The organism is Stenotrophomonas rhizophila (assembly GCF_003751305.1).
Taxonomy (GTDB): Bacteria; Pseudomonadota; Gammaproteobacteria; order Xanthomonadales; family Xanthomonadaceae; genus Stenotrophomonas; species Stenotrophomonas rhizophila_B.
Genome location: NZ_RJKV01000003.1, coordinates 319949 through 332946, shown reverse-complemented (window position 1 = coordinate 332946; position 12998 = coordinate 319949). Strand labels below are relative to the sequence as shown.

Sequence of the window (12998 nt, the reverse complement as noted above, 5' to 3'; positions counted from 1 at the left end):
CCAGCGCCTAGTCAGCTATATTTGTCTAACTACATTCAGCCGGCAGTGACCGGAGCAAAGGGGAAGGTGTGGCAAAGCGAACGGCTGTCTACATTGAGGTGAAGCAAGGGGACCGACGGTTCCTGCTCACGCGGCTCACTGCCCAGACTCTCGCGGCGATCAGCTATGCCGCAGTGCGAGGCCAATCCACCGAGGTGGGCGCTATTCAGCGAATCCTGAACAGCTCGCGCATCGGCAGTATCAAGGATTTCGCTTTAAGCGGCGGCGACTTCCCCAATGCGATTGTCCTCAACTGGGTCAAGGCGGCGAATCCCATTCTTCGTTCCGCAGGAAAGCTCACCATCGATGTAAAAGCTGGCTCAGCCCAGATCATTGACGGGCAGCATCGCGTCGCGGGTCTGCGCGCAGCAATTGAGGAAGACAAGGCGATTGGGAAGCTTGAAGTACCGGTGGTCATTTATGACAACTTGAGCACCAAGGAGTGCGCCGATCTGTTCTTGGCGATCAATACTGAGCAAAAGCCTGTACCTCGCAGTCTTGTCTTCGACCTTTACGGCGTTGCCAGCGAAGACTTGGTTGATCCAGCCGCAGTGCGGGCGAGAGACATCGCTACATTTCTTAACGAAGATCCGTCTTCACCTTACTTTGGGGAAATCAAGTTCCCAGGTCAGAAGGCAAGACGCGGCGGCATTGCTCTATCAACCGCTGTTTCAGCCATCAAGCCATTGGTCGACGACAAGGGCACTTTCGAACAGATCGAAATTCATGAGCTGGAGGTCCAGGGCAAAATTGTCCTCAACCTTTTCCTGGCCTTAGAGCAGAAATACGGCAGCGCTTGGGACGACAAATCCAATGCCTTCATGTATGCCGCCGGCTTCATGGGTGCGCTGGAATTTCTGCAGTTAAAGCTTGTCCCGTATTGCAGCGTTAAGACCTCTTTTACGACAGAAACGATTGCGGCCTCGCTCCAACTAGGCCAAGACACACTTATTCTTCAAGAAGACACAAAGGGCAGAAGCGGGTCAAGCGCGGCGAAGTACGTTTACGAAAGGCTCCTGGAAGCTTTTGTTCCGGAGACTAAAACTGCCAGATTCTCCGTCTAGTCATGCATCAAGCCGCTAACTTTCTGCATCAGCTGGCAGGCCAGACCCCTGCCAGTCAGCTCCCTCCGATGGCTGCGCCTGCGGCTCAAACGTTACGCCAAGCTCTGCTCACCGATGCAATGGGTTACTCCTATTCCGGAGTGGTATCGGCAGGCGACGCCACCCAGGCCATCCAGCGCGCTCTGTATTCTTGGGCAACGGTGAAGCTTTACTACTCCGCCTTTTACCTTGCTAGAGCAATGTTAGCGCTGGACGGCACAGCAATCTTCTACATGGGAAAAACGCCTTACAGCTGGCGGGCGGTAGCTGGGACAACACCGGTAAAACTGGCTGGGACTACACACAAGGCTGCCCTGTCGGTGTTCGAATCAACCTTCCCCACCAACACTATGGCCACTCAGCAGGTCGCAGGTAAAGGCGCCTTGGACTGGCTCATGCACTGCCGGGAGAATGTGAACTATGGCTCGCCTCGGTTTACGGAGCCTGATCCACCAAAACATTTCGCTCGAATTGCAGACATTGGTGTGAGACGCGCGATCTCCGCGTACTTGAAAGACACACAGAGTCTTTACGCATTTGACCCAGACCATGCAATGCTGGCGATGCCATTTGAGGCTTTGAAGCAGTTCCTGAGCATGGCGCGTGCTGCGAACGTCAAGGCAATCAAGGATGCAGACTCACCTTATCTCCAAACCATCTTCTCTGACGACAAAGGCCCTTTGGCAGAGGTCGCAAATCTGTTCCGCGGATTGTGAGACCTGGTGCAGTTAGCAAGGCGCTCTAAAATGCGACGATCACCTGGGTGCCGCGCCCAGGTCGAACGCGCTGAAGCGGATCACCTCAACGCCCAGCCATTCGTTGATGGCCAGCATGCGGGTCTGCAGCGGCTCCAGCTCCAGCGCGGCCCATACAGCGGCCGCGTCGCGGATGGAACCGAACCCGCCGCTGTTCTGCGGCACGATCCCCAGCAGTTGCGGCGGCACCCGTAGCGCGGCGAGCATGTCGTCGCGGGTGGTGCTCTTGATGCTGTTGAATTCGTCCTTGGCGGCCACCTCGCTGACGGGGATCAGCTGCAGCCCGTCCTTCTTGCCGTTGGGCGAGTGTAGGAACAGGTTGCGGAAGTTGCCCGGGCCGCGCGCCGACTTCAGTGCCTCGCGCAGCGCAGCCACGTCGGCATCGGCGACTTGGGCATCGTTGAGGTACAGGATGAAGCCGGCATGGGAGCCGTTGTTGTAATACTTGCGACGGAACAGCGTGGCCGATTCGTTGAGCAGCGCAGCCTGTACGGCCGGCATCCACTCGGGGATGCCGTAGATCTCCTGGTCAACGTCCACCTCGCGCAGTTGGTACACCGAGCCGGGCTTGAACTCGTGCTCAACGCGCCCTGCCCTGACTTGGAAGAACTCGCCCTCCTCCACGCCGCGCCGGGCGTACTGCGCCATCGGTACCGAGAGACTGTGTGTAGCACCGGACAGCGCCTGTCGGCGCTCCACATAGGCCATGCCGAAGGTGATGAAGTCCAAGGCCAACTGGGCGAACTGCGAGCGCGACAGCAGCGTATGCGGCACGAACTGGCGCACGAGCATGTTGCGCTTCAAGGTCAGGCCGCTCTGCAGATACGGGTTCGCCTTGGTGGTGCGGGACAGGCCGTTCAGATCCACAGGCGGCTCGTAGAAGCGCCCGTTCTGCCAGCAGTCCAGGTAGTCCAGGATGCCGCGCGTCTCCAGCACCGGCGTGGGGTCGCCAAAGGTGAAGGCCTCCATTCGGCCGGCCGGGGCCTGCGGCAGCGTCTCTCCACTGTCGTTCATCGGTAAATCTCCATGGTGCTGCTGGCGGCCATGCCGCCCTCAAGGGGTTCGTTCTGCAGGGCATGCATCACCGCCCACGCCAGGTCGGCGTGGCCACTTCATCGAATGCCGCTGCAGCACCACCGCGAGGTGCCCGAGCTTCGACCTCGCCTGGGCGCACTGGCACAAAAAATGCACGGAAGCCACCCGATGTCTTCATCGCCCACCTCGCCCGGCGAGGTGCCGCAGCTGCAGCTGCGACTGGTGGGAGGCACCGACCGATGAGCGCACCAGGAAACATGAGCGGTGGGGGCTTCGGCACCTTCTGGCTGCTGTTCGGCCAGTTCGGCCCGACCATGACCATTGAGCAGCTACGGGATGCCTACTTCCCAAGCAGCAAGCTCAAGACCATGGCCAACAAGCACAGCGCTGGCATGCTGCCGCCGCGAACCGGCGACGTCTATGACACCCGCGATGTGGCCAGTTGGTGGGACGACCAGCGAAAGGCTCGCGCTGCTTAGGAAACGACAAGGGCCGCCCATGGGCGGCCCTTTGCGTTCGGCCGGACGGCTGCAGCTCGCCAGATTTCCGATTCACTAAATAGGTGTGCAGTCCTCAAAAATAGGAGCACGACATGCACACTAAAAACGGCGATACACACATCACGAACAACTACTACTACAACTTCAACATCCTCAACAGCGACCACGCCGCTGTGACACTTCCTTGCCCTACCCCGCCCCCGAAGCAACCACCTTGGTCGACCAACTGCGCAGCGTTAGCGCTCCAAGCCCTCACAGTCATGACAACCCTCGCAAGGGCGGCACCGGCACTCGCTCCTTACTTGGGACCGCTGCTAGGTAACTAGCCTAGCCCGCCCCTTAGGGACCGATACGGCCGATTCGTCGCACCAATGGCGTACCAAAAGCCCCAAAAGCACTGTGCTATCTAGATGTCGCTCCAGTCCATCATCGGGGCGACGGACAGGCACAGGGAGGCGGCGTAACGCGCGGCGGCGTCAGTTGCGGGCTGGGTGGTCATCGGCTGCAGGCGCATCCGGAATCACTGGAATTGCCTGCGCAATCAATAGTTTAGCTACTTGGAATGAACGCTGCGCGAGGGTCGCATAGCGAAGCGGCACATTCCCCCAAGGCGTTACGACAACTGGACCAGCGCCACCACTCGCCGCAACTGGTCCCTAAATCGGACGCACGCCACGAGAGACTGCCAATTCACGCTGGCGAATCTCCCATGGGGACAACCCTGCTGAACCTGCCTGAATCCCGAACGGGCCAAAAAGATAGCGAGCAATCTTACTTAAAGAGCGCCCTCACTTTTTCAGCGATATCAGGACCTCCTTCCTTCAGAATTCTACTGAGCAACTCCTCTGAAGGACTTGCCGCCTCACTCGGCCCACTTCGATAGAGTCGAACCGGGTTGTCGCCAAAATTGCTTATAGCAGTACCAAGCAGTTTCGATACCAATCCATCGTTACCTGAAGACATAACCTCCTTCTGGTAACCCTCAAATGCAAGCGCAGTTGCTGCTTTGTAATCATAATCCTCCTTCAATTTGGATATTGTTCCCACCTGCTTCGCCGCATACCAACCAAGCCAGATCAATGGAGCGGCCAGCGCTATTCGCCTAAATAGACCAGAAGCAATCGCTTCATACGTAAGGGATTCAAGTGATGCGGCAAATACGATCGAAACGACCGCAAGCCCCCCGAGCGCTATAACAAACAGCGCGATCCAGATATATCGCTCCACTCTCAATTCGGAAGCACGCTGAGAGAATGCACTTGCCAGACCATGGCGCTTAACACTATCCAGTGTATTTTTCAGCTCAATCACAGTGTTCGCGAGATAAGCTTCTGCCTGCTGGCCCTTAAGGCGCATTTCATCCAGTGCAGCATCGTAGTGATCCCTCTTCGCCTCAGCACCTTCTCTCATAGATTGGATCTCTGAATGAAGGCGTTCGGCATCCGCTGCCCGATCCGTTAGCGTCTTAGTGACTCCCTCAAGAGATGCCCTTGCTACCTCTGCATCAGCGAGCAGAGTTCTTGCTCTACCGCCATCTTCTCGAACCTGGTCGCTGGCACTCCGTACTGCTGCTGCCGCTCCTTCGATTTCTTTTATGGAAGTAGAAGCATCTTCAGCTGCCGAACTTACTTTCCTAGCCCTATCCAAAGCCCTCCTCAGCTCCTGCTGCTCCTCCGGATTCAGGAACGCTGCGCGCGCGCCAGTTATTGATCCAACCAGCACAGAAATGTTGCCAAGTTCAGAGATTAAGGAATTGCCGTTAGATGCAGGATCAGCACCACCACGCTTGATGCGAGTAATGGCCGTTTTCGCCCGCCTCACTGCTCGCGAAACCGCGACATCCAGAATCGTCGTCTGCGGATTGATCCGAGCCTCGTCCTCACTCAACCTGTGGAGCGCCACCCACCATCCATGAAAAATCTCAGAAACGGAGAATACGTCCAACCCCTCGCTTTCGAACAACTGCCTCGCCGTCTCCGGGTTAGTGGCAGCCAAATCTTGAAGTGCCCTATCTAGCTGCTCCACTGCTTCAGTACTTTTCATCCCCTGTCCTTTGATCTTTCTCTCCTCTGGAACCGTGAGGATGCCAAGCACTGGAACTATTCTCAATCCCTGCGATTTTCTGGAACCGCGAAGCACACCGATTCAAAAGGAGGCATCATCGATGCACAAGCACTCTTAGGCTTTCTTAGTCCAACCCCAGCCCATCTAGAGTTGCCGTAATGAGGTGGGCCGAGCTTTCTGATCGCTCCGTCACTGACTATCGCGTCTGCAGCATTTGCACTAGGCCTCTTGGCCATCCTGTGCTACTCCTTCGCGATCATGACTGCATGACTGATGGACGTAATGAGCAGCGTATTGTTGCTGGAGAGGCACACTCCTACCAGAGAACTACGCGCAATGTAGTCGAACACAAACTAGTACTTCAGCAGTCGCGCCTGACGCCATGAATTTCTCTTCGCGCTGTCAGGAAATAGCGCACAATTGGTCCCCGTGGAATTGTTAGTGAGGGCAACTACAGATGAGCCAGCACCTCAAGGATTTTCTATTTTTCTTGGAACTGCGTAGCAGCTTGCAGTCATTTCGATAGCCACTTGTTTCGATAGCCTCGATGAAATTTGCCAGTACAGCCTAGCGCCACTTGGCCCTTCGGACCGGATTCAACTGTGGCGAGCACGCGAAGCTGGGTGATGTGCCAGTTCCGTTTCATAAAGCTCAAGCTTGATTCGAACTGCGGAGTCGAATGAAAAGCTATGAGCTCAAGAATCCCTAGGACTCAACGGCAGGCACTTCAGCGATCATTGTAAGCAACAGCCTGCGAGGCTAATCCGGTTTCTGGCTGACATCACGCAGTAATCCGTGGGGATCTTCCGTGTAAGGCCGTAGTTCGTAGGATTGATCATTGCGGCGTCCACAGTGGCTTGTCGAATTGTTCCAAGTGGGCTGCCACGGCGGCAGACGCGCAGCCATCACGCCGACAGGCCAGAATGCACGCATGAACCATCCATCGCGCACTACCTGATGTCCCTACTCCGCACCCGCGCGTTCGACCCCACCACCGAACAAGGCGTCCTGCGCCTGTCGATCGCCGCCTCTTTGGCGATGGCCGCCGCCGCGGTGGCCTTTGGCCTGCTCGCCAACTCCTCGCTGATCATCTTCGACGGCATCTACGGGCTCATCGACGTGGTGATGACCTGGTTGTCGCTGCTGGTGGTGCGCCTGATCAGCCTGTCGACCCACGTGGATACCCTGCAGTCGCGCTTGAACCAGCGCTTCACCATGGGCTTCTGGCACCTGGAGCCGATCGTCCTCGGGGTCAGCGGCACGTTGATGATCGGTGCCGCCCTGTACGCAGCGGTCAATGCGGTGGACGCCCTGATGTCCGGCGGACGCGAGATCGCGTTGGGGCCGGCGATCCTATTCGCGGTGATCTCGATCGTGGCCGAAACCGGCCTGGCGCTGTTCGTACGCCGGGCGAACCGGTCGATCGGCTCGGACTTCATCGCGCTGGATGCGAAGAACTGGGTGGTCGCGGCGAGCATGTCAGCCGCCTATCTGGTCGCCTTCCTCGGCGGCTATGTATTGGGCGGCACGCAGTGGGCGTGGCTGGTGCCCTACATCGATCCGGCGATCCTGCTGGTGGTCTGCCTGTTCGTGGTCGTCGCGCCGATGGGCACGGTACGACAGGCGCTGTCGGACATCCTGCTGATCACCCCGCTGGATCTGCAGACCCATGTGGACGAAGTCGCGCGCGACATCGTGGCCAGGCACGGTTTCCTGGAATACCGCAGTTATGTGGCCAAGGTCGGGCGCGGTGAGCAGATCGAATTGTTCTTCGTGGTGCGCGCCGATGATCCACCGCGGGCGCTGATCGAATGGGATCGCCTGCGCGATGAGATCGGCGAGGCGCTGGGTGAAGAGTCGCCGGACCGCTGGCTGACGATCATGTTCACGACGGATCGGGAGTGGGCGATCTGAGCGCTGCCGACGCGCATCGCGTTATCGCTCGGTCGCCACGCTGCCCTGTTTCCACTGCCGCGGCGATTGCCCGGTCTGTGCCTTGAACGCGCGCGACAACGCGGCTTCGCTACCGTAGCCCACATCGATCGCGATGCGCTTGAGCGGGTGGCCGCGGCGCAGTGCCTGCTGCACGAGGCGGGTACGCCAGCCCTGCAGATAGTGCCCGGGCGTGCTGCCGATGGTGTCGCGGAAGCTGTCGGCGAAGGCGCTGCGTGACATGCCGGCGCGCTGCGCGAGCGACTCCAGCGTCCACTCATCGGCGGGTGCTTCATGCATGGCCACCAGCGCGTGGCGCAGACGCGGATGGGCCATACCGGCGAGCAGGCCGACGCGGATCTGGCCGCTTTCCATCAGCGCGCGCAGGATCTGGATGAGCACCACTTCGAACAGGCGATCCAGCAGTGCCTGGCGGCCGCAGCGCTGCGCGAAGGCTTCTTCGAACAGCAGCGACAGCACCGGCTGGCCGCCGTACAAGCCCTCCAGCGGCAGGCAGACGATCGGCGGCAGCGCAGCGGCGACCGGGTTGTTGGCGCCCCCTTCGAACTGCAGGTTGGCGCAGGCGAAATCCGCGCCCCGCGTGGCATCGGTAACGAAGCGGTGCGCGAGCGGGCGCGGGTACAGCAGTACGCTGGGCGTGGTGATCTGCAGCGTGCTGCCATCCGGGTGCTCGACACGCACCTCGCCGTCGCGGATCAGATGCAGCTGGCCGCGCTCGCCGTCGGCCGGCAGATCGTTGATGCCGCACAGCGCGCCAGCGTGGAAGACCTCGGCCGAGACCGCGAAACGGTCCAGCAGGGATTGCAGTCGGTCGACCATGGCGGACTCCAGATCAAGTTTTCTGGACGAAATGTTGCCACAAGTACGGAGCAGACGCGCAAAGTACACCTGCCATCTGGCCCACCCCTTTCACTCCGCAGGAGATTCCCATGTCCATTGCCAACGTTCTGTATACCGCCCAGGCCACTGCCAACGGCGGCCGCGACGGCCGCGCCGTCTCTTCCGACAACGTGCTGGACATCCAGCTCTCCACCCCGCGCGAGCTGGGCGGTGCGGGCGGCCCGGGCACCAACCCGGAGCAGCTGTTCGCTGCCGGCTACTCGGCCTGCTTCCTGGGCGCGCTGAAGTATGTGGCCGGCCAGGCCAAGGTCGCTCTGCCGGCTGAAACGCAGATCACCGGCAAGGTCGGCATCGGCCAGATCCCGACCGGCTTCGGCATCGAAGTGGCGCTGGAAATCTCGGTCCCGGGCCTGCCGCGCGAGCAGGTCGAAGAGCTGGTGCAGAAGGCGCACATCGTGTGCCCGTACTCCAACGCGACCCGCGGCAACATCGACGTGACGCTGACGGTGGTCTGAAAAAAAAATGGGCGGCTGCCGGACTTGATCGTCTGGCAACCGCCCATCCCACCGCGGTGGATCCTGTGGCTGACCACGGGATGCATCTTGTTCGGCTGCAACGATCAACGGTCGTTGCCTACCTGGGCTACCGTCGTTGCCGGCCAGCGGCCGGCACTACCGGATCCGGCCTTTATGGGTCGTGCGTGATCAGCTGCACCACGCTGGAGAAATCCAGCTTGCCGCGACCGGCCTGGTGATTCATCGAATACAGGTTGCGGGCCAGTTCGCCCAGCGGGATCGAGGCACCGACACTCATCGCTGCTTCCACCGCCAGGCCCATGTCCTTGAGCATCAGGTCGCTGCCGAAACCGCCGCTGTAGCCGCGCGAGGCCGGGGCGTTTTCGAGCACGCCGGGCCACGGGTTGCACACTTCGGTGGCCCAGCTGCGGCCGGTGCTGACCGCCATCATCTGCGAGAGCACTTTCGGGTCCAGCCCGTGCGCGACGCCCAGCGCGATCGATTCACCGGTCACCGCCATGATCACGCCCAGCGCCATGTTGTTGCACAGCTTGGCGACCTGGCCGGCACCGCTGGCACCGACGTGGAAGATGTTCTTGCCCATCGCCTGCAGCAGCGGGCGCGCACGCTCCAGTGCCTCGGCTTCGCCACCGACGATGAAGGTCAGCGTGCCGGCCTGTGCACCTGCAGTACCGCCGGACACCGGGGCATCCAGCATCTGCAGGCCACGCGCCGCGGCCGCTTCGGCGACCTTGCGGGCGGTGGCCGGGGCGATGGTGCTGCAATCGATGATGAGCGCGCCGCCCGGGATGTCGCCGAGCAGGCCGTCATCACCCAGGTACACGCCTTCCACGTGGCGGCTGGCCGGCAGCATCGAGATGACGATCTCGGCGTCGGTCAGGGTATCCAGCGCCGAGCTGGCGGCGGTGGCGCCGGCATCGACGGCGGCCTGCACGGCAGCCGGCACCAGATCGAACACGCGCACGGCGTGACCGGCTTTGGCCAGGTTGGCGGCCATCGGGCCACCCATGTTGCCCAACCCGATGAATGCAATACGGCTCATGCGTGGCTCCTTTCAGGGACGGTGGCGCCGAGGTCGGCCAGCGGATGCGCGGCATCGGACCACGGCGAAACGAAGAAGGTGCGGGCCCACTCGGCCGTCGCGTCCGCCAGCGTGCGCGGCTGCCACTTCGGGGTGCGGTCCTTGTCGATCAGCAGCGCGCGGATGCCTTCGGCGAAATCGCCATGGGCGGCCGCATGCAGGGCTGCGATGTACTCGATGCGGTAGACCTCGGCCAACGAGGCGCCCTCGGCCAGGCGCTGCAGCTCGAACGCGAGCCGCGCCGAGCCGGGCGCACCGGCGGCGAGCGTGGCCTGCGCGTTCTTCAACCAGGCGTCCTCGGTCTCCAGGGCAAGGATCGCCTCGACGATCGCGCCGACGTCGTCACCGGTGCACAGCGCATCCACGGTGGCGGCATTGCGCAGCAACGGGCCGGTGGCCGCATCGCTGGCGTGCTGCTGCAGCAGCGCGGTCAACTGTTCGTGGTTGCGCTTGGCCTCGCGGCTCCAGTGCACGTCCACCAGCGCATTGAACACGGTCTCGCGCTGTGCCTCGGCGATGTGGATATCGGCCAGGCCGGCGTAGATCGCATCGCCTGCGTTGAGCGGCGCACCGGTCAGGGCCAGGAACAGGCCGCCGTGGCCGGGCACGCGCGGCAGCAGCCAGCTGCCGCCGACATCCGGGAACAGGCCGACGGTGATCTCAGGGAACGCCAGCTTGGAGCGCTCGCTGACCACGCGGTGGCTGGCGCCGGACATCAGGCCGATGCCACCGCCCATGACGATGCCATGGCCCCAGCACAGGATCGGCTTGGGATAAGTGTGGATCGCGTAGTCGACGCGGTACTCGACGTCGAAGAACTCGGCGGCGTAACTGTTGCCGCGGATGTCGGCCTTTCCGCTCTCGCGGTAGTCGACCATGCTGCGGTACAGGCTGTGCAGGTCGCCGCCGGCGCAGAAGGCTTTTTCGCCCGCGCCCTGCAGCACGACCAGCGCGATGCCGTCATCAACGGCCCAGGCCTCCAGCCGCTCGCGCAGCAGGTGCGCCATCGGCAGCGAGAACCCGTTGAGGGTGCGCGCGGCGTTGAGCGTGGCGATGCCGATGCGCGTGCCATTGCCGGCGGCGCGCTCTTCGAACAGCACCGGCGCCTCGTCAGGGGCGACGGCGGTGCTCATGCGTTCTTCCATTGCGCAGCGCGCTTTTCCAGGAAGGCGTTCACGCCTTCGGCCTGGTCGGCGCTGTCGAACAGATCGACGAAGGCCTCGCGTTCGGCGACCAGCGCCGAGGCGTGGGTACCGGTACGGGTGGCCTGCACCAGCGTTTTGCACGCGGCGATGCTGGTCGGGCTCTGCTTGCCGGCCTTGTGCGCCCATGCCAGCGCCAGTGCCTTGGCTTCGCCCTTGGCGACCTTCTCTTCGACCAGGCCGATCCGCAGTGCGGTGTCCGCATCGACGCGCTCGCCCAGCAGGATCATGCGCTTGGCCCAGCCTTCGCCAACCAGACGCGGCAGGTTCTGGGTGCCGCCGGCGCACGGCAGCAGGCCGACGGTGGCCTCCGGCAGCGCCACCTGGGCGTGTTCTTCGATGATGCGCAGGTCGCATGCCAGCGCGCATTCCAGACCGCCGCCCATCGCGTAGCCGTTGATAGCGGCGATGGACACGCCACGGAACCCGGACAGCGCTTCGAAGGCTTCGCCGAAGCGACGTGCAGCTTCGCGTGCGGCGGCCTTGTCGCCGGAGGCGAACTGCTTCAGGTCGGCACCGGCGGAGAAGAACTTCTCGCCATCGCCGGTGATCACCAGCGCATAGATATCGCGGTCTGCATTGAGCGCGCCGACCAGATCGCGCAGCGCGGACAGGCTGTGCACGGTCCAGGTGTGCGCTGGCGGGTTGTTGAGGGTGATGACCGCGACGTGGCCATCGGCCTCGACCTTCAGACCGACATGATCATGCTGGCGCCACTCCATCATCGCAGTTCCTCTTCAGTGTTGAGCAGATGGCGGGCCACGATCACACGCATGATCTCGTTGGTGCCCTCCAGGATCTGGTGCACGCGCGAATCGCGCAGCAGCCGTTCAATCGGGTATTCACGGATATAGCCGTAGCCGCCGTGGATCTGCAGCGCGTCGTTGCAGATGTTGAAACCGGCATCGGTGGCGAAGCGCTTGGCCATCGCGCACCACACGTTGGCATCGCTGGCACCGGCATCAAGCTTGCGCGCGGCGGTGTGCACCATCTGCCGGGCGGCGACCAGCTGGGTGACCATGTCGGCCAGCTTGAACTGCAGTGCCTGGAACTCCGACAGCGCCTTGCCGAACTGACGGCGCTCGCCCATGTAGCGGCGGGCGGCATCCAGTGCGCCCTGGGCCGCGCCCAGCGAACAGGCGGCGATGTTGATGCGCCCCCCGTCCAGGCCCTTCATGGCCAGCTTGAAACCGCTGCCTTCCTCGCCGAGCAGATGGCTGACCGGCACGCGCACGTTCTCGAACGTGATGCCACGGGTCGGCTGGCTGTTCCAGCCCATCTTCTCTTCTTTGCGGCCGTAACTGATGCCCGGCAGGTCGGCCGGCACCGCGATCGCGCTGATGCCGCCCGCGCCCGGGCCGCCCGTACGCGCCATCACCACCAGCAGTTCGGTGGCACCGGCGCCGGAGATGAAGGCCTTGGAGCCGTTGAGTACGTAATCGTCGCCGTCACGCACCGCGCTGGTTTTCAGCGAGGCCGCGTCCGAGCCGGCACCCGGCTCGGTCAGGCAGTACGAGGCCAGCTTGGTGCCGGACGAGAGGTCTGCACCCCACGCGGCACGCAGGCTCTGCTGGCCCCATTTGGCCACCATCCACGACGCCATGTTGTGGATGCTGACATAGGCCGCCGTGGACGGATCCACATTGGCGAGCTCCTCGATGACGACGGCGGCGTCCAGACGGCTCAAGCCGCTGCCACCGACCTCGGGATCCATGTACAACCCACAGAACCCGAGTTCCCCTGCCTTGGCGATCGCCTCGCGCGGAAAGATGCCCTCCGCATCCCATCGCGCGGCGTGCGGCGCCAGTTCGGCCTGGGCGAAGTCACGCGCTGCCTCTCTATAGGCCTGCTGCGCTTCGTCGAGTTCCGTCGTCATCGAGTGGCTCATGG

At 62.1% G+C, this 12998-nt stretch carries 12 protein-coding genes; 5 read left to right on the top strand and 7 right to left on the bottom strand.

All coding sequences use genetic code 11. The features are described 5' to 3' along the window. The first annotated feature begins 68 nt into the window (after window positions 1–68). Window positions 69–1103, top strand: a complete 1035-nt coding sequence (locus tag EDF74_RS16530) for a DGQHR domain-containing protein (RefSeq protein ID WP_123731127.1) — start codon at window positions 69–71, stop codon at window positions 1101–1103. Window positions 1104–1105: 2 nt separating this feature from the next. After that, window positions 1106–1858 carry a hypothetical protein gene (locus tag EDF74_RS16525; RefSeq protein ID WP_123731126.1) on the top strand — a complete coding sequence of 251 codons (753 nt, stop codon included), beginning with the start codon at window positions 1106–1108 and terminating at the stop codon, window positions 1856–1858. A gap of 39 nt (window positions 1859–1897) precedes the next feature. On the opposite strand, the gene EDF74_RS16520 is transcribed toward EDF74_RS16525, so the two are convergent. Beyond that, on the bottom strand, window positions 1898–2911 hold the full coding sequence (locus EDF74_RS16520) for a phage portal protein (RefSeq protein WP_123731125.1): 1014 nt from the start codon (window positions 2909–2911) through the stop codon (window positions 1898–1900). 260 nt (window positions 2912–3171) lie between these two features. Here EDF74_RS16520 and EDF74_RS16510 point away from each other — a divergent pair, with 260 nt between their 5' ends. Then, on the top strand, window positions 3172–3411 hold the full coding sequence (locus EDF74_RS16510; protein WP_123731124.1) for a hypothetical protein: 240 nt from the start codon (window positions 3172–3174) through the stop codon (window positions 3409–3411). A 792-nt stretch (window positions 3412–4203) separates the two neighbouring features. On the opposite strand, the gene EDF74_RS18165 is transcribed toward EDF74_RS16510, so the two are convergent. Further along, the gene (locus EDF74_RS18165) at window positions 4204–5571 is read right to left on the bottom strand and encodes a hypothetical protein (protein WP_148045970.1); all 1368 of its coding nucleotides are present in this window, start codon (window positions 5569–5571) and stop codon (window positions 4204–4206) included. A gap of 882 nt (window positions 5572–6453) precedes the next feature. Between EDF74_RS18165 and EDF74_RS16505 the strand changes: the two genes are divergently transcribed. Then, complete coding sequence (locus tag EDF74_RS16505; RefSeq protein ID WP_123731123.1) at window positions 6454–7410, top strand: cation diffusion facilitator family transporter; 957 nt, start codon at window positions 6454–6456, stop codon at window positions 7408–7410. A gap of 21 nt (window positions 7411–7431) precedes the next feature. On the opposite strand, the gene EDF74_RS16500 is transcribed toward EDF74_RS16505, so the two are convergent. Beyond that, a complete protein-coding gene (locus EDF74_RS16500) occupies window positions 7432–8268 on the bottom strand; it encodes an AraC family transcriptional regulator (protein WP_123731122.1) in 837 nt (278 codons plus the stop codon). Between the two features lie 110 nt (window positions 8269–8378). On the opposite strand from EDF74_RS16500, the gene EDF74_RS16495 reads away from it, so the two are divergent. After that, window positions 8379–8804, top strand: coding sequence for an organic hydroperoxide resistance protein (locus tag EDF74_RS16495; protein WP_019185509.1), 426 nt, complete (start codon window positions 8379–8381; stop codon window positions 8802–8804). Between the two features lie 172 nt (window positions 8805–8976). Here EDF74_RS16495 and mmsB read toward each other — a convergent pair whose 3' ends face one another. Genes mmsB through EDF74_RS16475 form a run of 4 tightly spaced genes read right to left on the bottom strand, consistent with a single transcriptional unit; the run spans window position 8977 to window position 12996 of the window. After that, window positions 8977–9867 (bottom strand): 3-hydroxyisobutyrate dehydrogenase, encoded by an 891-nt coding sequence (gene mmsB / locus EDF74_RS16490; protein ID WP_123731121.1) that lies wholly within the window; start codon window positions 9865–9867, stop codon window positions 8977–8979. Then, on the bottom strand, window positions 9864–11039 hold the full coding sequence (locus EDF74_RS16485) for an enoyl-CoA hydratase/isomerase family protein (protein WP_123731120.1): 1176 nt from the start codon (window positions 11037–11039) through the stop codon (window positions 9864–9866). The genes mmsB and EDF74_RS16485 overlap by 4 nt, the downstream gene beginning before the upstream one ends. Continuing rightward, window positions 11036–11833, bottom strand: a complete 798-nt coding sequence (locus tag EDF74_RS16480; RefSeq protein ID WP_123731119.1) for an enoyl-CoA hydratase — start codon at window positions 11831–11833, stop codon at window positions 11036–11038. The genes EDF74_RS16485 and EDF74_RS16480 overlap by 4 nt, the downstream gene beginning before the upstream one ends. Further along, window positions 11830–12996, bottom strand: coding sequence for an acyl-CoA dehydrogenase family protein (locus EDF74_RS16475; RefSeq protein WP_123731118.1), 1167 nt, complete (start codon window positions 12994–12996; stop codon window positions 11830–11832). Before EDF74_RS16475 ends, EDF74_RS16480 begins: the two co-directional genes overlap by 4 nt. Window positions 12997–12998: the final 2 nt, after the last annotated feature.